General features: G+C 63.7%; 21 protein-coding genes and 1 pseudogene. 10 read left to right on the top strand and 12 right to left on the bottom strand.

Annotated elements, in window-relative coordinates; all coding sequences use genetic code 11:
• Positions 1-5: 5 nt before the first annotated feature.
• The 4 genes from CLG96_RS18635 to CLG96_RS05445 form a co-directional block, all read right to left on the bottom strand.
• Positions 6-170, bottom strand: a complete 165-nt coding sequence (locus tag CLG96_RS18635) for a hypothetical protein (protein ID WP_165799540.1) — start codon at positions 168-170, stop codon at positions 6-8.
• Positions 163-735, bottom strand: coding sequence for a helix-turn-helix domain-containing protein (locus CLG96_RS05455; RefSeq protein WP_107966883.1), 573 nt, complete (start codon positions 733-735; stop codon positions 163-165). Before CLG96_RS05455 ends, CLG96_RS18635 begins: the two co-directional genes overlap by 8 nt.
• A gap of 67 nt (positions 736-802) precedes the next feature.
• Complete coding sequence (locus tag CLG96_RS05450) at positions 803-1510, bottom strand: aspartate/glutamate racemase family protein (RefSeq protein WP_107967247.1); 708 nt, start codon at positions 1508-1510, stop codon at positions 803-805.
• A gap of 196 nt (positions 1511-1706) precedes the next feature.
• A complete protein-coding gene (locus tag CLG96_RS05445) occupies positions 1707-2399 on the bottom strand; it encodes an NnrU family protein (protein WP_243395640.1) in 693 nt (230 codons plus the stop codon).
• Between the two features lie 112 nt (positions 2400-2511).
• Here CLG96_RS05445 and CLG96_RS05440 point away from each other — a divergent pair, with 112 nt between their 5' ends.
• From CLG96_RS05440 to CLG96_RS05430, 3 genes are all read left to right on the top strand, one after another.
• A complete protein-coding gene (locus tag CLG96_RS05440) occupies positions 2512-3120 on the top strand; it encodes a TetR/AcrR family transcriptional regulator (RefSeq protein WP_107966881.1) in 609 nt (202 codons plus the stop codon).
• The gene (locus CLG96_RS05435) at positions 3117-3602 is read left to right on the top strand and encodes a GNAT family N-acetyltransferase (RefSeq protein WP_207796587.1); all 486 of its coding nucleotides are present in this window, start codon (positions 3117-3119) and stop codon (positions 3600-3602) included. Before CLG96_RS05440 ends, CLG96_RS05435 begins: the two co-directional genes overlap by 4 nt.
• A 116-nt stretch (positions 3603-3718) precedes the next feature.
• The gene (locus CLG96_RS05430) at positions 3719-4024 is read left to right on the top strand and encodes a hypothetical protein (RefSeq protein ID WP_107966880.1); all 306 of its coding nucleotides are present in this window, start codon (positions 3719-3721) and stop codon (positions 4022-4024) included.
• Positions 4025-4310: 286 nt separating this feature from the next.
• On the opposite strand, the gene CLG96_RS05425 is transcribed toward CLG96_RS05430, so the two are convergent.
• Together CLG96_RS05425 and CLG96_RS05420 are read right to left on the bottom strand one after the other, a co-directional pair.
• Complete coding sequence (locus CLG96_RS05425) at positions 4311-4856, bottom strand: YciE/YciF ferroxidase family protein (RefSeq protein WP_107966879.1); 546 nt, start codon at positions 4854-4856, stop codon at positions 4311-4313.
• 237 nt (positions 4857-5093) lie between these two features.
• Complete coding sequence (locus CLG96_RS05420) at positions 5094-6215, bottom strand: glycoside hydrolase family 26 protein (RefSeq protein ID WP_107966878.1); 1122 nt, start codon at positions 6213-6215, stop codon at positions 5094-5096.
• Between the two features lie 548 nt (positions 6216-6763).
• On the opposite strand from CLG96_RS05420, the gene glf reads away from it, so the two are divergent.
• Positions 6764-9046: a UDP-galactopyranose mutase gene (gene glf / locus CLG96_RS05410; RefSeq protein ID WP_107966876.1), complete on the top strand. Its 2283-nt coding sequence runs from the start codon at positions 6764-6766 to the stop codon at positions 9044-9046.
• 112 nt (positions 9047-9158) lie between these two features.
• The gene (locus CLG96_RS05405; protein ID WP_107966875.1) at positions 9159-10265 is read left to right on the top strand and encodes a DUF3616 domain-containing protein; all 1107 of its coding nucleotides are present in this window, start codon (positions 9159-9161) and stop codon (positions 10263-10265) included.
• A gap of 169 nt (positions 10266-10434) precedes the next feature.
• Here CLG96_RS05405 and CLG96_RS05400 read toward each other — a convergent pair whose 3' ends face one another.
• The 3 genes from CLG96_RS05400 to CLG96_RS05390 form a co-directional block, all read right to left on the bottom strand.
• Entirely contained in the window at positions 10435-10983 is a 549-nt protein-coding gene (locus tag CLG96_RS05400) for a hypothetical protein (protein ID WP_107966874.1), read from the bottom strand.
• A 183-nt stretch (positions 10984-11166) separates the two neighbouring features.
• Positions 11167-13011: a M48 family metallopeptidase gene (locus CLG96_RS05395; protein WP_165799539.1), complete on the bottom strand. Its 1845-nt coding sequence runs from the start codon at positions 13009-13011 to the stop codon at positions 11167-11169.
• Positions 13012-13351: 340 nt separating this feature from the next.
• A complete protein-coding gene (locus CLG96_RS05390) occupies positions 13352-15820 on the bottom strand; it encodes an NAD-dependent epimerase/dehydratase family protein (RefSeq protein WP_207796586.1) in 2469 nt (822 codons plus the stop codon).
• A gap of 183 nt (positions 15821-16003) precedes the next feature.
• On the opposite strand from CLG96_RS05390, the gene CLG96_RS05385 reads away from it, so the two are divergent.
• The 3 genes from CLG96_RS05385 to CLG96_RS05375 all read left to right on the top strand — a co-directional run bounded on the left by CLG96_RS05385 (position 16004) and on the right by CLG96_RS05375 (position 19358).
• Complete coding sequence (locus CLG96_RS05385; RefSeq protein ID WP_133175348.1) at positions 16004-16444, top strand: terminase small subunit-like protein; 441 nt, start codon at positions 16004-16006, stop codon at positions 16442-16444.
• Positions 16422-17885, top strand: a complete 1464-nt coding sequence (gene terL / locus CLG96_RS05380) for a phage terminase large subunit (RefSeq protein ID WP_207796585.1) — start codon at positions 16422-16424, stop codon at positions 17883-17885. The genes CLG96_RS05385 and terL overlap by 23 nt, the downstream gene beginning before the upstream one ends.
• Positions 17886-17978: 93 nt before the next feature.
• Positions 17979-19358, top strand: coding sequence for a phage portal protein (locus tag CLG96_RS05375; protein ID WP_165799538.1), 1380 nt, complete (start codon positions 17979-17981; stop codon positions 19356-19358).
• A 248-nt stretch (positions 19359-19606) separates the two neighbouring features.
• Here CLG96_RS05375 and CLG96_RS05370 read toward each other — a convergent pair whose 3' ends face one another.
• Together CLG96_RS05370 and CLG96_RS05365 are read right to left on the bottom strand one after the other, a co-directional pair.
• Positions 19607-20815 (bottom strand): toll/interleukin-1 receptor domain-containing protein, encoded by a 1209-nt coding sequence (locus CLG96_RS05370; protein WP_107966869.1) that lies wholly within the window; start codon positions 20813-20815, stop codon positions 19607-19609.
• Positions 20816-21112: 297 nt separating this feature from the next.
• Positions 21113-21994, bottom strand: coding sequence for a reverse transcriptase domain-containing protein (locus CLG96_RS05365; RefSeq protein ID WP_107966868.1), 882 nt, complete (start codon positions 21992-21994; stop codon positions 21113-21115).
• Positions 21995-22206: 212 nt separating this feature from the next.
• On the opposite strand from CLG96_RS05365, the gene CLG96_RS18460 reads away from it, so the two are divergent.
• A complete protein-coding gene (locus CLG96_RS18460; RefSeq protein WP_133175347.1) occupies positions 22207-23097 on the top strand; it encodes a hypothetical protein in 891 nt (296 codons plus the stop codon).
• On the opposite strand, the pseudogene tnpC reads toward CLG96_RS18460, so the two are convergent.
• A pseudogene (tnpC, locus tag CLG96_RS05355) lies at positions 23094-23933 on the bottom strand (IS66 family transposase); the annotation flags it as partial. The gene CLG96_RS18460 and the pseudogene tnpC overlap by 4 nt on opposite strands.
• 290 nt (positions 23934-24223) lie before the next feature.
• Here tnpC and CLG96_RS05350 point away from each other — a divergent pair.
• Positions 24224-24532 (top strand): hypothetical protein, encoded by a 309-nt coding sequence (locus tag CLG96_RS05350; protein WP_133175346.1) that lies wholly within the window; start codon positions 24224-24226, stop codon positions 24530-24532.
• The last annotated feature ends 86 nt before the right edge of the window (positions 24533-24618 follow it).

The following is a 24618-nucleotide window of genomic DNA, read 5'->3' as shown; positions in this document are numbered from 1 at the left end:
AACGGCTACTGCCCGGTCGGGTAGGTGTGTCGCCAGGACATATCGGCGATCTGCCCGCCTTCGATCCAGAGCGGCACGAAGACGGGCGGCGAAGGGGCCAGGCCGAGGTCGGGATTCACCTGCGCCGGAGAGGCATGGAGCATTTCTTCTGTCGGCAGCTCGTCAGACATGCTCCATCACGATCACTGCCGTCGTGTCGGGCTCCAGGGCTTCAAAGAGGTGGGGAGCATCGGCGGCATAGCTGATATAGTCGCCTGGGCCGAGCTCCACGGGCGCCTCGGCCGGCCCGACGCGTGCGCGCCCGCTGCTGATGATCAGATGTTCCACCGTCCCCGGCATGTGCGGATCCGACAGCCGCGGACGGCCGGGCTGCACTTGCAGGCGATAGATGTCGCGGCGCGCGCCCGGCGGGCTGGCAGCGAGCAGGATAGCGGCATAATTGCTTTGTTCGGAAAAGGCCGCCGGCCCCTCTCCGGCGCGGATCACCTGCGTGCGTGGCCGGGGCATGGCGATCAAGCGGCTGACGGGGATGTCGAGCGTTACGGCAAGCGCCCACAAGGTTTCAACGCTGGGATTGCCGGCGCCTGACTCGATCTGCGACAGGGTCGACTTCGCGATTTTCGCGCGTCGGGCAAGTTCGTTGAGCGACAGGCCCATCCTCTCGCGCTCCCGTCGCAGCGATGTCGCAATAGACGAGATCAGGCTGTTCGGCGCCTTTTCCGCGGTCACGTCCATTCAGCCACGTCCATATTGCTTTCTCCGTCCGGTGCCGACAGGACCGGAACTTCGACGGTCTCGCGCGTCATGCCGGCACATCCTGCGGCTGCACCGCCCGCCGCAACGCAGCCCTCGCCAGCAGCCGGTTGGAATCGAGCGTCGGCAATGGCGAATTGTCGTCGTTGATGATCAAAGGGATTTCGGTGCAGCCCAGGATGACCGCGTCGCAGCCTCGATCCTTCATCCCGGCGATGGTCTGCTGGAAATAGGCCACAGCTTCGGGCCTGAACAGGCTGCAGACCAGCTCGTCCATGATGATGCGGCCGATCTCGTCACGCTCGGCCGCGGAAGGACGCACGCATTCCAGCCCTCGCGCGGCCAATTTTTGCGGGTATAGGTCGTTTTCGACCAACCAGCGCGTACCGGTCAGGCCCAGGCGGCGGAAGCCCCGGCGCGCCGCCTCTTCGGCAACGACCTCGACGATATGCAGCCAGGGCAGGGGCGAGCGGGGCGCGACATAGGCCAGCGCCGGATGGATGCTATTATCCGGGCAAATCAGGAAATCGGCGCCGATCGTGGCCAGCTTCTGCGCCGAGACGAGCATGATGTCGCCGACGCCCTTCCAATCGCCCCTTTCGAGGCAATCGACATAGTCCGCCAGGGACAGCGAATGCAGGGATATTTCCGGATGGGCATGGGAACCCAGCCATCGGGCGCCCTCGACGCAGATGGTCTTGTAGCACAAGGCCGCGCCCTCGGCGGAGCAGGCGACGATGCCAATATGTCGGGTCATGTCAGTCTTCCGGCTGCCCATTCGCGGGAAAGGGGATAGGCGATTCTCTCATTTAGAGAACATATGTTTGATATAACGAACAGACAGGGATATCAATCTCGCTTCGTTGCAAATGCTGCGCATCCGCGCCGCAGCCCGGCGGCGGCATAGGGGAGGCCAACAGCCGGATGATGCTTTCGCCCTCATCGCGATGAAGTCAGTGCCAGGGACCGACCTCCGGTCCGCCGAGCCAGCCATGCGCAAGTGTGGCAATCAGCCACAGGATCAGGCCTCCGGCGAGCAGGGCTGGCCGCGGCAGCGTCGCGCGCCAGGGGCTCCGCCCGGCAAGCTGCGCTCCGAAGGGCCAGAAGGAGGTTCGCGCCTCCCATTCGCGCCAGGCTTCGCCCAACAGCCGCTTCTTCTTGGCATCCTGGGCAAGCGCGCCGAAGAAGGCGAGAATGCCGATGCCGGACGTGATGACGAGGTTCGAGGCCGACCCCCATAGCAGCGCATGCACGACCGCCCAGATCGTGAAGCTCCACATCATCGGATGGCGTGTGATCGCGAATATGCCGCGGGCCTCGCCCGGCATCCGCCGCTTTCCCGTCGGATCGGGGATCGCCGGATTGCCGAAGAAGGAGCCGAGCAGCAGCATCGAGGCGAAGAGCATGACGATGCTCGCGACCTGCCAGGCCCAGGATGGTGCGATCCACCAGAGGGGCGTATCGGGTGCCGTGCGGGCGGCGAGGATGACCCAGCCGAAGGTCAGCAATGCGACGAGCGAATAAAGGCCGAGGAAGGGCCGCTCCCCCAATCGCCCGACCAAAGCGGGGCGCAACGGGTGCGACAGCAGGAAGTGCGTGCCCACAAAGGCGGTCATCGCCGCGACGAGGTTCGCAAGGCCCGCCATGCTCATTTCCCCGCCTGCGCTGCGGTCGCGGATCCGACGACGCTTGCCATATCTGCCTCTATGATTAATGTTGACGGCGTTCACATAACGGTTTTATGGTGACAGTGTCAACATGGCAGACAGGGCAAGCGAGAAGGCGCGGCGTTACCACCATGGAGATTTGCGCGCGGCGCTGATCGAGGAAGGGCTGAAGCTGATCGAGCAGCGCGAGGCGGACCATCTCGGCCTGCGCGAGGTGGCGCGCGCGGTGGGCGTGAGCGCGACCGCGGTCTATCGCCATTTTCCCGACAAGGGCGCGCTGCTGGAGGCGCTGGCGGAGGCGGGCCTCGCACGCCTCGGGCGCGCGCAGCGCGCGGCAGCCCAGGCTGCGGGCGGCGGCCTTGCGGGGTTCAATGCCGCCGGCCGCGCCTATGTCCGCTTCGCGCTGGAGAATCCGGGGCTGTTCCGCCTCATCTTCGCCAATGCGCCGGGGCATGCGCCGAGCGACTGGAACGGCAAGGGCAGCAATGATGCGATGCAGTTCCTGCGCGAGAATGCGGAGCAACTCGTCGCGGCCCGGCACGGCGAAGCGGCGGCCAGGCTGTTCGCGCTCAGATCTTGGGCGCTCGTCCATGGCTTGGCGCTGCTGTTGCTCGACGGCCAGGTGCAGGCAGACGCGGCGATGATCGATGCGGCGATCGACGCACGCGATTTCACCTTCGCGCCAGCTGGACTTCCGTGAGGGAAGCGATCCTTATTCGGAATGCTGCGGAGCAGGAGCTCGATGCGCTTGCAGGGCTTTGGTTCAGCGGCTGGCAGGACGGACATACGAACATCCTTCCCGCCGAGCTGGCGCGCCTGAGAACGGTTGAGAGCTTCAAGCTGCGGCTTCAGGAGGCGCTGGCTGCCGTTCGAGTGGCGCAAGGCGGCGAAGCGCCACTCGGCTTCACGATGACCAAATCCGACGAGCTCTATCAATTTTATGTATCGGCAGGCGCCCGCGGCACGGGCGTGGCTTCGATGCTCATGAACGATGCGCTCGCAAGGTTCCGACAGGATCGGGTCCGCAAGCCATGGCTCGCCTGCGCTATCGGGAACGAGCGCGCCGCGCGATTTTACGAGAAGAGTGGATGGCGGCGCACCGGAGTGATGACGAGCCATCTCCCGACACAAGCGGGCATATTCCTGCTGGACGTGTGGCGTTACGAGATCGACCTTCAATAGGGCCGAACAGTGGCCCGCCTTTCCGGCCATCATGAAAGCCTCACCGCGGGACAGAATGCCATGTTGCGCTGCGCAAGATAGTTGAACATCCGGCACCGCTTGCCCATTCTGGGCCCATGCAGACCAATAAGCTCCTCCTTGAGGCCATCGCGCTCCGGAAATGTGTCGAGGCCACCTATAATCGTATGTTCGTGAAGCTCGCGCCGCACATATTATACACCCGCCATGACGAGGTTTTCGTCGATGCCGTCACGGTCGAGCGGGACGGCCAGCCCCCACGCGAGATCAAGCTCGGCACGTTCAAACTGGCTGGATTGACCGGACTGGCCTTTGCCGATCAGCGTTTTCAGCCCGAGCCGACCTTCGATCCGAACGACCGCAAATATGCCGGCGTCACGCTCTTCGCCGTGGAGACGCGCTAGCGTATTTTCCAGTCGGGCGGAATCGCCTGATGACTCGGAAAGTACGGAAAACAAAGGAGAATTGGAGCCTGTTGTGATTGGATCCAATCACAACAGACTATAATCCCGGCGGGTCGATCATTGCCTGCCTGAAAATCCGGCTTCGCAGGCCGGGACAGCGATGTCGAACGATGCCGAGAGCGATCGGATGGGCAGCGAGCAGCGCGTTCGTGCCGGGGTTCGTGCCGGGGTATTGCGTCCGGACCCGCTGCCCGCCTCGCTCATTCCCGTTGCGAACCGCGACGGCTCAGACTTGCTGCCTCTCGCGGCCCGACCTCGTACCCTGCCGCTCGCCGGACGCGAGCATGGCGGGGTTGATCTCCTTTTCGGCGAGGTCGGTCAGATCCTGGTCGAAGCGCTTGCCCTCCTCCAGGGCGCGTTCCATGACCTGGACGGTCTGCTGCTCGCCGAGCAGCCGCCCGAGCGAGGCCGAGGTGCCCCAGGCGGCGATGCAATAATGCTCGACCTTCTGGACGGCCGCGAGCAGCTCGGAATCGAGCAGCGTCGGCTCCTGAATCTCCTCGACATGCAGATTAATGTCCTCGATCAGCCCTTCGACGGCGACATTTTTGGGCCGCGCCCGGGTGACGTCCATCTCCTCGAAGACATTGTCGAGCTCCTCGACGAGACGCGCGCCCTGCTCGCGGCGCTCATCCAGCTTCGCCCGCAAGGGTTCCGATCCTATCTTTTTCACCAGCTTCGGCACGGCGCGCGACAGTTGCCGTTCAGCGCTGTAGATTTCCTTCAATTCCTTCACCAGAATGTCCTGGGCGGTTTTCGGCGCAGCAGCCATTCCAAGCCTCCTTCCAAACAAGCTTTTTTTTGGAGGAAGGGGGTCTTATTCCGCATGTCGGGGCCTGGTCATAACCCATGTGTCCGCGCCGTTCGGCGCGCGCTCGTGCGGGCCTTTCCCCCGACGAACCGAGCCCAGGCGTCACGGCCCGTCATCGCGCCACGGACGTGCGGCGCGCGTTGCGTCGCGCGGCAGGCCCGCTGCGGCAGGGCTTCCCATGGCTGCGCGCGAATCGGGCTATCGGCCGATCGCGGCGAACAAGCCGCGCTGGCGCGCCAGCTCGTCGGCCAGGGGCTTGAAAAGATGCCGTTCTCCGTTCGCCACCGGCGCCGAGAATAGTCCGACTTCGGCATGCCGCGAATTGTCCCAGCCGGGATAGGCCGTCACCGGATAGAGGCAGATCCCCTCGATGCGGACGCCGGCCGCCATCGCTGCGCGCACCTCGTCGCAGACATAATGGAGCCAGGCAGGGCGGCCCGAGCCCTCCGCGCCGGTCTCCGCGAGGAATATCGGCTTGCCGTAACGATCGCCCACCTCCATCAGCATGTCCGCGAGCGCGCGATATTCATGATGCCCCATGGGCACCGTAGGGCCTTCATAATACCATTGATTGTGCGGGTAGAAGTTGAGCCCGATCATATCGACCATGTCGGGCCGGCCGCCAAGCTCGGGCGCGCTGCGGCCGACCAGCATGTCATAGGCTTCGAACTGCGCCAGCCGATACGCCTCCGCCCGCCGCCTTTCCTCGCGTGAACGATCGCGGGGGGCGACATGGATGAGCGGTTCGGCCCAGATGAAGCGGCAGCCGGGATCGGCTGACCGCATCGCCCCGATGCCCGCAACGGCGCTGCGGATCAGATGGCGCTTGAACCAGCCCCCCGTCTCGGCCGCGAACGGCGGGAAATATCCGGTCTCCACCGACCAGGCGAAGAAGGAGATTTCGTTGATCGGGCAGAGGAGCGGCGCCTCTCCGGTCCTCTCGCGATGCACGCGCACGGCTTCGCCCGCGAACCGGGCATAGGCATCGATGAAATCGGGCGTCCGCTGATCCCAATGGTCGGGCGAGCCATAATGATAGATGTCCCAGATTATGCGTATGCCGGCGGCCTGGGCGGCGTCGAGCATGGGTATCCAGCTCGACCAGTCATAGATGCCGGGCGCCGTTTCGATCAAATGCCAGCGAAGCCCGTCGCGAACGGTGCGCAAGCCCAACTCGGCACAGCGGCGATAATCGTCAAAGGCATGCCGGTCGTGCCTCGTCGCGCGGATCAGATCGAGGCGCATGCCATCCTTCCGGCGGTGCGACGAGCATTCGAAGCCCGCCATGAAGAAGCTGCTGAACAGAGGCTGGCGCGTCACCGCATGTCACCGGCGCTGCATTCGAACGATTTGGCGAACCATGCGGCGCGTCCGTCCGCCCCGGCTTGCTGCCGCCGGGGCATCTGCCGGCGCTCCTGCCATTCCTCCCTCCCTGATCGTCGGTTGAATATCCTTGCGCGGCTGTGTGCGAACATCATGCGCCGCCACTTGTTCCTCATTCTCCCCGATTTGACGGGCCGGCCTTCCGTCGCAGCATGACGGCGCTTTCCGGCGCCTTGTTCCGGCCCGGCTTTCAAGAAGCCATCATCCCAAATGCCAAACATCTTATAGTATAATCTATGTTACTATTAGTGGATCGGATGCGGCGATCATTGTCAACTAAAGGAACAACCATTTTTATCGTACGTTCGTGTACCATAAGCTATCAAAACAGTGTATTTATGCGGAGGTGTGTTCGCATGGAGCATGGCGATAATCTTGCATCACCGTTGGTCCTTGCTGCCGACTATCCCCGCAAACATCAGAATATAATTATTTGCTTCAGTCATCTGCGTTGGGACTTTGTGTTTCAGCGCCCGCAGCATCTTATGAGTCGTTTCGCGCGGGAGAACCGGATCATCTATTGGGAGGAGCCCCGGTTCCGTGCCGACCTGAGCGAGGCCAGGCTCGATCTGCGGACCTGCCCCGACACGGGGGTGATCGTGGCCGTGCCCGAGCTGGTCGCAGCGGCGGACCGCACGACCGACAAGGCCGTGCTGACGGCAATGCTCGACGCCCTTCTGGCCCGCGAAAATGGCCCGCTGATACGTTGGTACTATACGCCGATGATGCTGCCATTTTCCGAGCATGTGCCGGCGGCTTGCATCGTTTATGACTGTATGGACGAGCTGGCCAATTTCAAAAATGCTCCGCCCGGGCTCGGCCCGCTGGAGCGGAGGCTGCTCGATCGGGCGGATGTGGTCTTCACCGGCGGCTACAGCCTCTATGAGGCGAAGCGCGACAGCCATCGCAACATATATCCCTTTCCCTCCGGCGTGGACGTGGCGCATTTCATCCGGGCGCGCGAAGCGGGCGCCGAACCCGCCGACCAGGCCGGGCTGCCAAGGCCCCGTTTCGGCTTCTACGGCGTCGTGGACGAGCGCATGGACCTGGCGCTGCTCGCGGCAATTGCCGATGCGCGGCCAGGCTGGTCGATCATGATCGTCGGCCCGGTCGTGAAGATCGATCGCGCCGACCTCCCGCAACGGCCGAACATCCATTATCTCGGCGGCAGATCCTATGGCGAGCTTCCCGCCTATCTGCGCGGATGGGATGTCGCGCTGATGCCCTTTGCGGTGAATGCCGCGACGCGCTTCATCAGCCCGACCAAGACCCCCGAATATCTCGCAGGCGGACGCCCGGTCGTCTCCACCCCGATCGCGGATGTGGTGCGCCATTATGCGGGGCTGGAGGCGGTGCGGATCGCCGGCTCGGTCGAAGGCTTCATCCGGCAATGCGAGGCCGCGCTCGTCTTGTCCCGCAGCGGGAGCAGGTGGCGCGACGCGGTGGACAGGATGCTGGCGCAGCATTGCTGGGACGGCATCTACGCCCGCATGGCCAGGCTCGTCCAAGAGGCGATCGGGGAGAAGAGGCCCGCCAGGCGATCGAAGGCGCAGGCGGTCTGGCCGGCAGAACGCCCCAGATGCTATGACTGCCTGGTCGTCGGCGCCGGCTTCGCGGGGGCGGTGATGGCGGAGCGCCTTGCCGCCGGATCAGGCAAGAAGGTGCTGTTGATCGATCGGCGGCCGCATATCGGCGGCAATGCGCATGACCGGTTCGATGAGGCCGGGATCCTCATCCATCATTATGGCCCGCATATTTTTCATACCAATTCCGCCGAGATCGTCGACTATCTCTCCCGTTTCACCCGGTGGCGACCTTATGAGCATCGCGTGATCGCGAGCGTCGAGGGCAAGCTGGTGCCGATGCCGATCAATCGAACGACGCTCAACGCCATTTATGACCTTTCGCTGTCCAGCGACGAGGAGGCGGAGGCGTTTTTCGCGGCGCGGGCCGAAACCCTTCCCGCCATCCGCAGCGCGGCGGACGCCGTCATATCCAGGGTCGGGCGGGACCTCTACGCAAAATTCTTTCGGGGATATACGCGCAAGCAATGGGGCATGGACCCGTCCGAGCTCGACAAATCGGTGACATGCCGGGTGCCCGTCCGGACGAATATGGACGATCGCTATTTCACCGACCGTTTCCAGGCCATGCCCGCCGAGGGCTTTACCAGAATGTTCGAGCGCATGCTCGATCACCCGAATATCGACTTGCTGCTCGGCGTGGAATATCGCGATGCAAGAGCCGCCTATCCCCACGCGGAACTGGTGTTCACGGGCCCGGTCGACGAATATTTCGACTATTGTTTCGGCAAGCTGCCATATCGCTCGCTGGAGTTCCGCCATCGGACGCTGGATCAGCAATGGTTTCAGAAAGCGGGCGTAGTCAACTATCCCTCGGAAACGGTTCCTTACACGCGTATCACCGAATATAAGCATATTACCGGGCAGATCGCGCCGAAGACAAGCATAACTTATGAATATCCGCGCGCAGAAGGGGATCCATTCTACCCGATTCCCTGCGAGGAGAACCAGAAACTGTTCAAGCGTTACGAGGCGCTGACGCTTGCCCTGGCCAATGTGATCTTTGTCGGGCGCCTGGCGACCTATCGCTATTATAATATGGACCAGGTGATAGGGCAGGCGCTCGCCACCTACCGGCGGCTCCGCTCCGCCGCATCGGGCAGGGTTCAAGCCAGGAGCGGGTGGCATCGCAGGAGCTTCGCCGCGGCAGCGGGCCGGCTCGCGCTGGGCAAGGAGCCGAGCTGAAGCGAGCCCGCTCCACGGCGTTGTTCCACAGCGCGTAAAGCGCCCTATTTCCTTGCCGCCGATCCCGCGCCCGGTGCGTTGCAGCGCGGAACGGGACGGAAGGACAAGAAAGATGTCGGAAGCCAGCTGGCCGTCGGCGCCGTCGGCGCATCCCTGGCGGGAGGTCACTCCCGCTTGCGGTCGGGTCGAAATCGCGCTCGACGCCGATCTTGAAGGCGCGGACGATCCCCTGGCCGATCTGTCCGCGGCGGTCCGGGTCGGCGACACGCTGTTCCTCGGGAGCGACGAGGGCGCAGCGATCGAGCGGCTCGAACGCGATGGCACGCGCTGGGTACGGCACCGCCGCCTGATGCTCGCCGATTATCTCGATCTCGACCCCGCGGCGGAGGCCGATGTCGAAGGTCTCGCCGAGGAGGATGGCTGGCTCTGGGTGCTGGGCTCGCATGCGCGCACGCGGCCGAAGCTGCGCCGCCGCGGCGAGGATCGGATCGATCTGGGCACGTTCAGCAATCTCAATGACACGCGCGCGCGCTGCCTGCTCGCGCGGCTCCCGCTTGTGCCCGATCCGCACGCGCCCGGACGCGTGATGCCGGTGCTGAGCGCGGGCGGCCGCCGTGCCGGCATGCTCGAGCGGACGAAGTACGGCAATGAACTGGCCAGGCTGCTCGCGCGGCATCCTCTCCTGAAGCCCTTCACCCAAATTCCGGCCAAGGAAGGCGGGATCGACCTGGAGGGCATCGCCGTCGCGGGCTCCCGGCTTGCAATCGGCATGCGCGGTCCGGTGATCCGGAATTATGCGGTGCTGCTCGAAATGGAGATCGGCGCCAGGCGTTCCGGTGCGCTCCGGATCGACGGGCCCTTGTTCAAGCGCCTGCTCGATCTGGAGGGGCTCGGCATCCGCGATCTCAAGCGGATCGGGGCCGATCTCCTCATCCTCGCCGGCCCGACCACCGGATTGGACGGGCCGTGCGCCATCTATCGCTGGCGCGATTGGCTGTCCGAACCCGCCGAGCATTATGATATGGTCCGCCTGCACAGGCCCGAACGGATCATCGACCTGCCGTTCGGGCGCGGGGACGATCATCCCGAGGGATTGGCGCTGATCGACCGAGCGGACGGACGCCTCGACCTCCTCATCGTCTGCGACGGCCCTGCGCCCTTCCGTCTGGATGCGGCACGCCGCCGCCTTGCCTGCGACCTGTTCCGGCTGCCGGACTGAGCGGGGTCTTCCCGGACGTCCAGGCGAATGACCATTCCGAAGCTCTGCCTCTCCAATCCCATGATTGCGAGGCCGATTTCCGCAATCGGCCAGATCGTCGCGTTGGGCCTTGAGGCGAGCGCGTCGGCGACGGGCGGCCGCCGGACGGGGTGGTTCATTGTCATCCCAGTCAGGCGGCCCGCAGAAGAAGGGGGAACAGCAGCGCGATCTTGGGCAGGGCAATGAATGCGGCGAGTGTCCCGACCTTGGAGCGGATTGAAGCCCAAAATGCCGTCGCATCAGGGCGACTGATCGCCGCAAGCCAGATGATGGTCGTGATCCCGAACCATGCTGCCGACGACAGGACGATGGGCATCGTCAAAGACGCAGGAAGGGCGAGAAGGTAACAAATTTGAGTATAGGTTGGTGCTGCGAAGATCAGGAGAAAAAGGAGCGAAACACCCAGCCTTCGCCCGCTTGCATCTGCCAACCGAGGGTCAGACTGCGTGGACGGTCGTATCAATGTTGCTCTGATCAAAAGGAAGAAAGGCACGGCATATAGCAATGCGAGCAGCCAGCCGCTGATTGCGCCCATGCCATGATAGTCAAATCCGGCGTAGGGCACATTCTCTTCCGGGGAGAAGCGTCCGAGCGCGTAGCCGCATGACCATGGCCGGGCGAAATAGCTCCCGATCGCGACGATGAAGATCACGGTTTTTTCAAAGCAGCCAAGGATCATAGCGGCAGGCTAGGCACCGACATGGACGTCCGCAATGGGGCGGTGCTGTTGAAAGAATCTGAGCTGTCAAAGTGGCCGTGCAAAATCCTGATTATGTCGCGCTCTTCTTGAGGGGGACGACTTTTTCAATGGTATCGGCCAAAGCGCCTATTGGCCTTCACGCCCGGCATTTCATAGGCTGGCTCAGCCCTTTACGGCTGGCACAAGCTGATTGCCGGGAATGGCGCGAAGCTTTTTGCCGAGCCATCGGGTCGTTCCATGGGCGCCAAAGCCGAGCGTATCGCCATATTCGAGGAGAATAGGCGTGATTGCATCCACGAGCTGCTGCGGGTCGGTGCCCTTGCCGGGATAGGCCAGGAATATGATCTGGTCCCGGTCGCCGAATAGAAGCTTCCGGCGCGCAGCGCGGAGCGATTTCAGCCCGGATATGCCCGCCAGAGTATCCGCTATCCTCCGACGGTCCTCGTCCGACAGGAGCAGCGGAAGCAATTCCGCCTGCGCGTCGATCTGGTTCGCTTCGGCGGCAGCCTGCTCGTCATGCGCTTCGGCGGCATCGAGCCGGACGAAATAGGGTTCGGCTTCGTCCTGCCGCCCTGTCGCATGAAGATGGCCGATGATCGTCCGATAGGCGGGCGCCCCCAGGCCGCGCCATATTTGTGCCGCCGTCTCCAGCTCGACGATGCCGGCATCGTCGCCAGCATAGAGGAGCGCTGCGCCGAGTTGGTAACGGACGTCGGCAGCGTCCGGGAAGCGATCGAGCAGCTTTCGATAGAAAGGAATGGCCGCCGATGCGCCATCCATCTCTGCGACCAGCTCCGCATGCCGCTGATATTCGGCCTTGCGTGCGTCGCCGCTTTCCAGGCGCGCCGCGAGCGCATCGCGTTCCGCAATCTCGTCCTGGCGCATTTGGTGCAGCGTGCGCCACCAATTGCCATGCGCATTCCACCAATTGCGGTCGAGTTCGTCGGCGAGCTCCTCCGCACGGCCACCGAGCAGTGTCTCGGCCGCGCTGGCTGCGAAGGGAGGCGGCAGGACCGGATCCGACCCGATCGCCGCCAGCCGGTCCTTCAGGCAAGGATGCGTATCGTCAAGGCCGGTCATCCGTTCCAGCGCATATTCAAGGACCGACAGCTCGTCCTCGGCCTCCTCGCGCAGATAGGAAGCGGCGGTCCGATACGGCATGGTGCTTGGATCCGGGCGCGATACCGCCTCGCCCCAGACGCCGGTCCAGCTTGCGGCGAAACGATCGCCGCGCGTCGTCACGCGGATCAGCGCGGCGGCGGCCAATGCCGGCGATAATGCCCGTGCGGCGAGGCGATCGGCTTCATATTCTTGCGCGCGGGCGAGGACGAAGCTGTAGGCGTTGAACCAGGGGCCATAGCGGCGGAAGAACAGCCGCAGCACAGCGGCGACGATCCCTCTGGGAAGGCGCTCGGCGATCTGCATCCAGCGTTTGCGGATGCGGTAGATAAATGCGGCCCAATGGCCGTGGCCGCCGACAAAATGCCCGAACTCATGCGCGATCACCGCAGCCGCCTCGTCTTTCGATAGGCCTTGCAGCAAGGGAAGCCCGATCGTCAGGATATTGCGATTGCCGAAGATCATGAAGCGCGGCTGCTGCATGATCGCGGCGTTGAATTCATCGCCGATATAGACCGTGTGGATCGCCGGGCCATTCACTTGCGCGCGCAATCGATCGAGCAGGGCGAACAGATCGGGGGCGGCCGCCCGGTCGATAAGGATGCCGGCCGGAGCTTCGGCCTCGATCATCAGGGCGCGGATGAGGGCGAACGCGCTCAGGCCCAGAAAAATCCCAAGCTTCGCTTCGATCGCCGCCGCGCCACGCGCAACGATAAGCATCCAGATCATCGCGCCAGTGCCTGCGAGCAGCGCCAGCAGCACGGTCAGGACGTAGGCATAGCCCAACAGGCCGGCGAGTACGACCTTGCGGCGATAGGCGAGGGGATGCCGCTCAGCCTCGACGCGCAGTCGCTCGACCAGCCCGGCGAAGCGCGCGTCGATGCCCACCGCTCCCGTCCAGGCGGGCGAACCGGCTTCGACCCGCAGCCTCTTCCGCCGGAAAAACGTCAAACCGATGCCTCCCCCCTGTTCCATCGAGAGGCAGCATGACGGCGACGACGCGTCAAGCGCGATGGACGTGATGCCGGCCGGGCGGGGGCGTGCCCGACGGGCATGTGCGGGAGGGCCGTAAACGCGTAAGGGGGCAGGGCGTAGGCTGGAATGGTGATGCGCCCCGACAGCGGCTTGCGCATCCCTCGGTCCGCTGCCCATCGGAGATCCGCCGGGCAGCGTCTCCGATCGAGGCAATTCCGTTCGGAGGGCTGCTGCCGTCGCTCGCCGCCCGATTTCAGACGATCATCTTCTGCCAGCCGGCATAACGCTGCGTGATCGTGCCGCGGCGGAGGCTGAGGGCGATCAGGCCGATGCCGCAGGCGATGCTGGCGGCGATCGCCGCGCCGCTCGCCTCATAGACGAAGGGCGTGACGAGCAGCGCGGCGCCCAGGGGGATCAGCAGGAAGCGCAGCGGCCGCGCCACCTCGGCCGCGGCGAGCGAGATGATCGTGAGCGCGAGCGCGCCGATCAGATGATCGGCATCCGCCATGCCCCCGACGGCGCCCAGCGTCAGGCGCGTGAACATCAGCCACAGGCCGATCGCCGCCGCCGCCGCGAGATTCCAGGGCAGGGTGACGCCGCCGGTCCAGATCTCGCGCAGCACCACGTCGGCACGCGCATCGAACTCGTCGGCGGCTTCATCGCGCGGGCCCCGATCGGTGTCGCCGAACAGGAAGACGCGCAGCCAGCTTCGCCCCGCCTTCACCCGGCGGCGCATGAACTGGAGCGTCGCGAGCAGCTCGTCGAGCGAATAGGGGATCTGGATCAGCATCGCCGCGGCCGCGATCAGCGCGAGCGTGCTCCAGGTGCCGAGCAAGATCGGCTGGATGATGATGAAGAAGATCGAGGTGACGCCCAAGGGCGCGATCATCAGCCCGAACAGGATGACCAGCCATGGCATGGTGCGCCAGCGCATCCGCGAGCCGACGATGCCGGTGAGGATTTCGAGCGCATAGGTGTAGCCGCCCACCGCGGCATCGGACACCGGCCAGGCTTCGGAGACATAGCTGGTGATGATCTCTTCCGTGCCGTTCTTCGGATCTTCGGGCGATCCCTGGAAAAAGGGTTCCCACACGCCATCGACATGGCCGAGCTGATAGGCGGCGAGATAGCGCGAGACCTGAAGGCCGACGAGCGCGAGCAATATGATCGGCATGCGCTGCGTCCAGGAGGAGGGATTATAGCTCCAGCCCGGCGGCGTTTCCGGGCCGGTGAGCGCCGCGAGCGGCGAAGGGCCGATATCGGGCCGGGTGCCGACCGCGAAGCCGAAGATCAGCAACCCGACGAGCGTGTCCGAAAGATAGGCGGCCGCATTGGATGTCGAGAAGAGGAAGGGCGCCGCCATCACCAGCGCGCCGATCGCGGCGGAGACCCAGCGCGCCCAGCCCATCCGCCAGGAAAGCGACAGCGCGGCGAACAGGATCAGCACCGCGCCCAGCGCTATTTCGGCCCGCGCCAGCCCCGGCTCGGCCACGCCGATCAGCGGCGGCTGGGTGATGAGCCAGGTGCCGAGCGCGATATTGATGAAATGCGCCCATCGGTTGGCGCGATGTTCCGCCCGGATCTTCGTTTCGTGGCGCTTGCGGAGATCTTCGGGATGTTCGCCCGCCTCGGCCGCTTCCGCGATGAAGGGGGGCGGGGTCAGGCCATTGGCCTTGTACCAGCCCAGCGGATCGGCCTTGAGCGCCGCGATCATCGCGGGCAGCCGGTCTTTCAGCCGATGGCGCGGTTCCCAATCGAGCAAGGCACGGGCGCGCGCGATGTCGAGCTCATAATGATCGTCGGCAAGCTGCACCATGAAGGGCCGGATGAACGGCCGCTCGCCCTGGTCGAACGCATCGGGCACGACGGGTTCGAGCCTGTCCTGAACCCAGGCGCCCGCGGCCGCGGCGGCCTTGGGCAGGCGCAGCGTCGGCCAATCCTCCGTGCCATGGATCAGATAGCCGATCTCGTCCTGAAGCGCGTCATAGCCCATCGCCCCGGGCTCCCCGATCAGGATGACGCTCTGCGGCGGCAGTTTCTTGCGCCGGTCCACGACGCGCCGGAAGGCATCCAGCATATCCTCGCGATGGAGCATGGACTGGCCGACAAGCGGCGATCCCGAATAGAAATAGCTCTGAAATTCCCGCATATGGATGCGCGCGATCTGATGGGCGAGCGTCGGGACGGAGGTTCGTTCGTCGTACAGGCCGGCGAGGCGGAGCAGGACATAGGGAATATGGCCATGCTCGGCGCGGATCACCTCTTCGGCCCTGGCCTTGGATCTTGGATAGGCCCAGCCGGGGGCGATCGGCTGATCCTCGCTGATCGGCTCGCCGGGCCGGCCGGGCGCGTGGACGAGCATCGTGCCCGAATAGACGAACTGCTCGACCTCGAAATCCTGCAAGGCCCGCAACAGGCGCCGCGTGCCTTCGACATTCACCTTGTCGTAGAGCGGATTATCCTCGCCGCTGAAATCGAAGAAGGCGACGAGGTGGATGACGCTGGCAATATGTACGCCATGATCCCGACGGAATTTCGCCAAGGCCCCGGCGACCGAGGCATCGTCCGTGAAATCCACCGGGATCAGCGGAAAATCGGCCTTCATCCCTTCCCGGTCGAGCCCCACGATAGTGTAGGCGTCGCTCAGCGCATGGGCGAGCGAGCGGCCGATATTGCCGGCTGCTCCCGTGATCAGGACGATGGGTTTCGCAGTGTCGCGCATGCTTCCCGCCTCGCGGCCGGTCCGTGATGCCATTACCGGCTCGCTGATAGAACCGGCGCGCCAGATGCCGGTTCCGGACGGCGCGCAACGCCCGCAGTCCGCCGGCCATCGTGGAGGGCCCGACGGGCATGCGCGTGAGGGCCGTAAACGCGTGAACGGCGGGGGGCGTAGGCTGGGGTGGTGATGAGCCCCGACAACCGCTTCCCCGCAGAGATTATCGAAGAGCTTCTGGAACGGCTGAGAAAGGGTGAGAGCCTGCGGGCCATATGCGCCGACAGGCGGATGCCCGATCGCGAAACCATCCGGCGCTGGAGCGAGGGGGACGGCGCGCTTGCGGCCGCCATCCTGTCCGCGCGCGAGCTGGGCTATCTCGACCGGGCCGAGGCGGCGGTGGAGGCGGCGAAGAGTGCCGAAAATGCGGCTGCCGGCCGGCTGGCCTTCGATGCGGAGAAATGGTTCCTCGGCAAGCTTTCCCGCGCCTTTGCCGACAGGGGCGACAAAGCGACGGGCGCGGGCGATGCCGCAGCCGTCCCCCACGCGCACAGGATCGATTTGAGCGACGCGCCGATGGACGTGCTGCGCTATCTGGCGGAGCAGTCGCTTGGCGACGACGATCAGCGCTGATCATGTGCTCGCGGCGCGACGGGAGCTGTCGCGGCGCTCGCTCGCCGAATTCGTCCGCCTGGCCTGGCCGACGATCGAGCCGGGGCAGCCTTATGTCCATGGCCGCCATATCGATGTGATGTGCGAGCATCTGGAGGCCGTCACCGCGGGGCAGATCAGCCGGCTCCTGATCAACGTCCCGCCCGGCACGTCCAAATCCACCGTCACGGGCGTGTTCTGGCCGATGTGGGAATGGGGGCCGCGCAACATGCCGTCGATGCGCTATATCGGCGTCGCGCATGAGCAGAATCTCGGCATTCGCGACAATCTGAAGTGCCGCCGGCTCGCCTCCTCGCCCTGGTATCAGCGGCTCTGGGGCGATCGGGTGGCGATGACGCGCGACCAGAATGAGAAGCTGAATTTCGAGAATAAAGCGACCGGCTTCCGCCAGGTGGCGACGCCCGGCAACATAACGGGCCGGCGCGGCGACCGCATCATCCTCGACGATCCCTTGTCCGCCGAAAATGCCAATAGCGAGGCGGAGCGCGAGCGGGTCAATCTCTGGTTCCGGGAATCGTTGCCCACGCGCCTCAACAATCCGGACCGGTCGGCGATCGTCATCGTCATGCAGCGGCTGCACGAGCGCGACCTTTCGGGCCTGATCCTGTCCGAACGGCTGGGTTACGAGCATCTGATGCTGCCGATGCGCTATGAGCCGGAGCGGACCTGCGTGACGATGCTGGGCGCGGCCGATTGGCGCAGCGCGCCGGGCGAGTTGCTCTTCCCCGAGCGTTTTCCGGCGAAGGTGGTGGACGAGCTGGAAAGGGTGATGGGCGCCTATGCCACCGCCGGCCAGCATCAGCAGCGCCCCGCGCCGCGCGAGGGTGGGCTGTTCAAGCGGGCCTGGTTCCAGCCGATCGGCGCCATCCCCGCGGGCGCGCGCCGCACCGTGCGCGCCTGGGATCTTGCCGCCACCAGGAAGGCGAGCGGCAATGATCCGGACTGGACCGTGGGCATTCGCATCTCCCGCGGCAATGACGGCCTGTTCATCATCGAGGGCGTCCATCGTTTCCGGGGATCGCCGATGGAGGTGGATGCCGCGATCCGGGGCATGGCCGCGCTGGATGGAACCAGCGTGACGATCCGGCTGACGCAGGATCCGGGGCAGGCGGGCAAGGCGCAGGCCGATACCTTCCTGCGCGCGCTCGCGGGCTATACCGTCCTGATCGAGCCCGCGACGGGCGACAAGGCGACGCGCGCGACGCCTGCGGCGGTGCAGGCGGAGGCGGGCAATGTCCGCATCCTCGCCAGCGGAGAGGCGGACCGGGATGCCTGGATCGGCCCCTTCCTCGACGAGATTTCGCTATTCCCGGCCGGCGCGCATGACGATCAGGTGGACGCGTTCGCCGATGCCGTGAACGCGCTTGCGCTGGGCTCGACCTATTCGCTCGCCAATCTCTGACGGCCGTAAACCGCGCCACGTGCCGCGCCTTATCGTGGCGACATGTCTTTCCCCGCTCGTCCCCGCGATCCCGCATCCGGGCGCTTCGTCGCCATGGATAGCCTGACCAATGCGATGACGGGCGCCGGCACGACCGCCGACAAGCGGATATATGCCCGCTATCGCCTCGACCGCTGGTCGCCCGACCAGATCGAGGCCGCCTATCGCAGCTCCTGGCTGATGCGCAAGGCGGTGGACCTGCCGCCCTATGACATGACGCGCGCCTGGCGGAACTGGCAGGCGAAGGGCGACCAGATCGAGCGGCTGGAGGCGGAGGAGCGCAGGCTGGACCTTCGCGCCAAGATCCGGCGCGCGCTGATTCTGGGCCGGCTCGGCGGCGGCGCGATCCTGCTGGGCGTCGGCCGTGGCGATCCGGCCATGCCGCTCCTGCCCGATCAGCTCCGCCAGGGGGAGCTCAAATTCCTCCATGTCATCAGCCGCTGGCAGCTGCAGTTCGAGGGCGGCATCATCCGCGATCCGACGGACGAGAATTTCGGCCAGCCCAGCCTCTGGCGCCTGACGGACGGGAAGGGCGGCGGCGCGCTGATCCATCCCTCGCGTGTCGTCGCCTTCACCGGGCAGGCCGTGCCCGATTTCGCCACCGTGTCGGAGGAGGATGCGTTCTGGGGCGACAGCATCCCGCAGGCGATCGGCGATGCGGTCAAGAATGCCGATGCCGCGCAGAACGGCTTTGCGAGCCTGATCGACGAGGCCAGCATCGACACGATCGGCATTCCGGACATGCTGGCCATGGTGGGGACGGAGGAGGGCGAATCCCGGCTGCTGCGCCGGCTGGAGCTGATGAAGCTCGGCCAGTCGATGCATCGGGCGCGGCTGAAGGATGCGGCGGAGACGTGGGAGACGCGCCAGGTCAATTGGGCGGGCATGACGGATGTGATTTCCGCTTATGTGGGGCTCGTCGCCGGCGCGACGGACATTCCGGCGACGCGGCTGCTCGGCAAGTCGCCCGACGGCATGAACGCCACGGGGGAGGGCGATCGGGCCAATTATGACCGGATGATCGCCGGGCGGCAGGAGACGGACCTTGCGCCGCAGCTTGCGCGCATCGACGAGCTGCTGATCCGATCCGCGCTCGGCAGCCGCGATCCGGACATTTTCCATGCCTTCGCGCCCTTGTCTTTGCTGTCGGAGACGGAAACGGCCGGGCTGTTCAAGACGATGATGGAGGCGATGACGGCGCTCCGAAAGAGCGGCACGATCCCGCCCATCGCCTTCGCCAAGGCGATGCAGAACCTGCTGGTGGAGAAAGGGTGGATCCCCGGGCTGGACGGCGCGCTCGCCGAGATAGCGGAAGAGGCGCGCTTCGGGGGGAAGAGCGGGGAGGAGTCGGAGGGGGAGGGGGCCGGTGTGCGGATGCCGGCGGAGGCGACCTCCGCGCTTGGGCGGGAGGGACGCCTTCCTTCGGCGGATTGAGCAGGGGCGGTGCGAGGCTTGCGCTATGTCGAGCTTTGGATGTCGAACCCGGCGCATGAGCGCCGGGCTCGGTTGTGCCGGAAGGAGCCAGTTGGATCTGCCCCTTTATCGCTACGTCGCCATGACGGCGGACCGAGCCGCTCTCGTCGACCGGGATGCGCCATCTTTGCCGTACAGCGGCCCCACGTATTATCCTGAAAGCGGACGCAAGCAGTCGAACTAGAGCCCGAGTGAGCAATAGCTGACCGTCAGAGACTCCGCACGAAGCGCAGCAATTCATCGCCCATCATGAAGCCGCATGGCCAATATGCATCGCCGCTCATGTATTCGATTGGTTTCACCACCCGCGCAGATACCAAATAGGCCGCCGCTGTATTGAAACGGCGCGGCTTCCAGCCGAGCGCCAGGCCCACTTCGTTCGCATCGGCCTGGTCAGTATCGAGATTGGTTAGATGCACCGCGAGATCGCGCGCATCCTTCTCGGGATCCCAATCCATAAAATCTGCATCGAACGTCACGAACATATCGGACTTCGGCCAGATATGGCCTTCTCCGCCAAAATATTCCTGCTTCTCCAAGAGGCCTGCTCCGATCAGATCGAGTACGCCGATCCTCACATCGGGCATCGGCAAGCCGGTTTCCTGCTGGATTTCGGCATAGCTGGCCTGCGGGTCCATCGGCTGCGCGTGAGCACTGTTCCGCACGAAATATTCCGCCACGGTCCGAGCCGAGGCTGCCCAGGTGGAACCCGGCTCGTGCGACTGGACATAGCGAGGCTTCTCACCCAACGGCGGCTTCTTGCTCACTCCGTAAATTTCACCGGACAGCGCATCCAGTCCCTCTTCGCCGGGCTGGAACTCGGGTGTCAGCCGCGTTTTGAAAAAGGGCGATACCGATGAAAGCGGCAGGTTGTGGCGCAGGCCGATGAATTTGGCGCTGCCTTCCACCGCGCTCATCAAGCCGGCGTCGATCTCCTCATTGACCCAAGGTTTCCTGATCGACGTTTCGGTGAGTAGCACGACGAAATGAGTGCAGTCCCCAAGACCTTCTTCCATCTTCCGCCGGAGGCTGTCGCCGTAACCGATCTCCCAATTGTCATACCAGACCTTAATGCCCCGCCGCATTAGCCCTTCGGCCAACGGCTTGACCAGGGCTTTGTCCTCGGAAGCATGCGCCAGATAGACCAGTCGCTCGCGGTTGGCCGGTTCATTCATGCCGTGAACTTCTCCCTTATTGAGACCCAGCCGTTGTTCGAGCGCACGGGCGAAGGCTGGCGAACCGCTGGTGTGGATCACCCATCCATCTTTGCCGATCCGGCGGACGAAAACCAGCGCATGCTTGCCCGTTTCGGGATCGACGACCGAGGCGGCCGTGCCGTGCAGCTCGTCGGCATAGGAGGACATCACCTGCTCAAGGGTGTCTTCCATGAATCCCTTGAAGAAGTTGCTCTGTGACACCTTTCGGCCCCTTTGCCGGAATTCGATAACCACAGGATTGCTCTCCCGCCGTGTGATTGGGCGTGAGCTCTATGCCAGATGCAGCATCGCATTTCGATCCCTTTTTGTTCCAGCCCTTGCTGGAGCGCGATACTGGCTTCAGGTGGACATCTATGTCTGCCTCTGTGCGTGGATTCTCCACGAGCAGAGGGGCGGCTAACGGCAAGAGCGGCGGATTGGCAAACATGCTTTTCTCGTAATTCCAACGGTTCTCCATGCGACATCAGAGCAGACAGAGAGCCAGTGGTAAGCTTTGCGCTATTGTGGAGGAGCGGCTTTCGCCTTGATCCGAGGGCCTTTGAACGGCTCCCGCTTTTGCCTCGCCAGCTCTGCCACCCCGAGCAGCTGTGTCCGCCGCTCAGGCGCAAGATGGTCGCGGATGCTGCCATAGTGCCCGATAAACTTGGCCAATTTCTTGGCTATCTCCTTGTCGAGGTTCTGGAATTTCAACTGATCGCAGCAAAACCAGTAGTGTTTGCCCCATCCATCAATCGCGCCGTCCAATCGTTTGAGAGTACCGAGAAAGGAGCTCGTCCGTTCGACCGTGCCACCGTTCTCGACGATCCTGAGCGAGCGCTTCCCTTCGCTAAGGAGCTTATCGAGCGAGGCAAGAAAGCGAGCCTCGGATTTGGCGCTCGGCCGCACGAGGCCAGGGCAAATGTTGATGCCGAGAAAGTCGAACCCTTTGGTGATGCTCGTCCCGCCCTTGCCACTCTTCTCCGGCGAGAGCTGCATGCCGAGTTTGCCCAGCAAAGCCTTTGCTTTTGCAAGTCGCGCATTGGCCGCCTGCAGCGTCGGCGCGAGAATGATGAAGTCGTCAATATACCGGATGCACCTGCAGTCGCCCTCGTTCATGATGCGGTCAAACTCTGCCAAGGCGATGTTGCCGAGAAGTGGTGATAGAGAGTTACCCTGAGCGACGCCGATGTCCTCAATGGGGAAAAGGTCGGCCTTGTCTCGCAAATCGGCGAGGTTAGCCAACTCGACACGAATGGCCGTCCTGAATAACTCCATGAAGGGCGGATCATCGACAGCCGCGGCGATTATGCTGGAGACATGCTCCTTGGAGATGCGCGTGAAGAAAGCTTGGATATCCGCGCAGACTACGAAGCGAGCTCCGTTTGCAATTGCGTCGAGCATAGCCTGGATCGCAGCAGGCACGGCGGACAGAGACTCTTCGCGCGACTGACCGCGCGCCCGCACTTTGCGGATGCCACCAAAGCTGAACGGGGTCTCTGCATATGGCTTGAGGGCATCGATGGTGAGAAGAACGGTAAGCGTCCGGTGTCGCGTTTGGAGTGACGTTCGATTGGACTTGCTACGTAATTTTGAAATGGCAAGGGTTGCAGCCGGTGATGATCGTTTGCGGTTCGTCGTGGCAAGATGGGGTCGACGTCGAGATGTCTGGGCGAGCTTTCATTTCAGCAGTTTTCGCTATTGTGTTGATCCTACCTAGCGAAGCGGTGGTCGAAGCCCCCGTTGTCGTTGACCGGAATGGGAATATCGCGTTCAAGGTTCAAACGTTCGACGTACCGCCAACTACGTTCGATCCTCACCTTCTATCAGTTGCCGAGGTTTATCGCGAAGCAGCCAAGTGGGGCGGGACGATACCTGCGCTAAATGTGAGCATCCTTTGCGAGATATCCGACGACGGGACGGTCGACCGCAACACCTGCGAAGCGGATAGCTGGTCAAGCAAGGAACAGTTGCTCGCCATGAGGCTGGTCCGTGCAGCGCCGCAATCAGCGTTGCCACAGTTTCCAGCTATCAACCGAACTGCGCTCGGTCTCGCACCGCGGGGGACATCTCCCTTGTGGAGTAAGCTTGTTGCTTACCGCGCCGATGTTCCGGGGAATAGCAATCCGCCATTCTTCAGATTAGCCCGAGTAGCCGTGCGCATCGATCGCACTCAGCCGCCTGCGGTTGATCTGACCACGGGTCCCCTGGTCGAACTCGCACAGATTTCGTTTGAAGCCGGCAAGGATCCTCAAATGAATCAGTATCCGTCGCGCGCCCTGCGTGAGAATCGCGAAGGAACGCAGACTGCAGAATGCCAGGTGCAAGCCGATCGCTCTGTCATATGCCGGGATGAATCTTTCGATCCACCAGAGAGTGCACTGTATTTCGCTGGATCTGCCGACAGCATGTTCAGGCGCGTCGTGGTTCAGGAGCGCCTAAAGAATGGTGCAAACGCGGCAGGATCAAGGTTCCGCTACAAACTTCGCTGGAAATTGCCGAATTAGCAGCGCCCATTCTGTGGCGGTTGCGCCTCCTGTTCGGTCACGAATTGAGATGCTGCCCACGTCCAGGGCAGCAACTCGTCGATCCTGTTGATCGGATGCCCTTTGCCGATGCGGTCGAGCACGTCGGCCATCCATTCTTGCGGGTTAACGCCGTTGAGTTTAGGGGTCTCGATCAACGAATACATGGCGGCGGCGCGCTCACCGCCGCAGTCGGCACCCGCAAAAAGCCAGTTTTTGCGGCCCACGGCTATGCCTCTCAGGGCATTCTCCGCCGGGTTTTTGTCGATCTCCAACCTGCCGTCCGCAGTGTAGGCGAGCAGTTGCGGCTTGAGCTTCACGGCATAGCGTAGCGCCTCGGCCAGCGGCGAACGGGCCGATGCCCTGGAAAGCACATCATCAGCCCAGACGAAGAAATCCAGCGCCTTGAGCTTTGAGAGCGCACGGGCCTTGCGGCGGAAGTTTGCCGGCTCACGCACGATCTGCCGCTCGACGTCGTAAAGCTCGCCGATCATCTGCAGCCCTTTGAGCGCGACCGAGTTCGGATCCGCCTTGTAGACATCGTTCAGCTTGCGCCGGGCATGGGCCCAACAGGCGACAGGCGTGATCGGCCCCAGCTCGCGGTTGGGCGCATAGAGGCGCTCGAACCCGGCATAGGCATCGGCCTGCAGGAAGCCTGCAAAGGTCTTGAGGTGCTCGCGCGGCCGCTCGCCCTTGCGATCCGGGCTGTAGCGGAACAGCGCCGCCAGCTTGTCCAGATGGCTCCATCGTCGATTGTCGCGAAGGTAGACCCATAGGCGACCGGTGGCCGTCTTCCCGGCCCCCGGCGCCAGCACGGGATGTCAAGCCTAAGGGTAAATTCTATCGTGATTGATGATGTTGGTAAGCGTACGCCCTGCACCGTTGGCTGGAAAAGCTGCCGGGAAGGAGACGACCAATAGTAAACATTCATGGGCATCGGATCGATCCGATGCTATCTTAGCTGACGATGGTTGACCGTTGGACAGACTCGCTCTTCTGGCCCTCACTAATCGGCGCTTGGGCCGGCGTGTTGGTCGGTATGGCTGCCGCTCTAATGCGCAGGCCTCTCATAGCGCTCGTTCTTCCGACCACGATCATGCTGGGAGCCATGGCGACGATCATGTTCGTGCTGATGCTTCTCGATGCCCCAACGCGACGGGCAGTTAATGCCTTCAATTCGAACGCCAAGAAGAAATGGCGTGAGATGACGTGGTGGGAGCGACTCTTCTCGTCCGAATATGGGGACCGTCGCCTCCTGATCGTGAATCGCCTTGTTTGGCTTGAATTGGCTGTCTTCATATTCGTTCGTCGACAAGATCTCGCGCTACTCGGTTTCATGAGTTTTGCGATATCGACCATCATGCTGATGCTCATGATGAAACGGCGCTCAACGGGCGCATTGGTGAACGTCCGCTGACCACCCTGACCTGCCCCTGAGATTTTCCTCCATTTGGAGCTGGAGTCCGGCCCTTCAGAAGGACGGACGAATGAAGCGTTCACGGT

This window comes from Sphingomonas oleivorans, assembly GCF_003050615.1.
Taxonomy (GTDB): Bacteria; Pseudomonadota; Alphaproteobacteria; order Sphingomonadales; family Sphingomonadaceae; genus Sphingomonas_H; species Sphingomonas_H oleivorans.
This window is presented reverse-complemented; position numbering and strand designations above follow the sequence as displayed.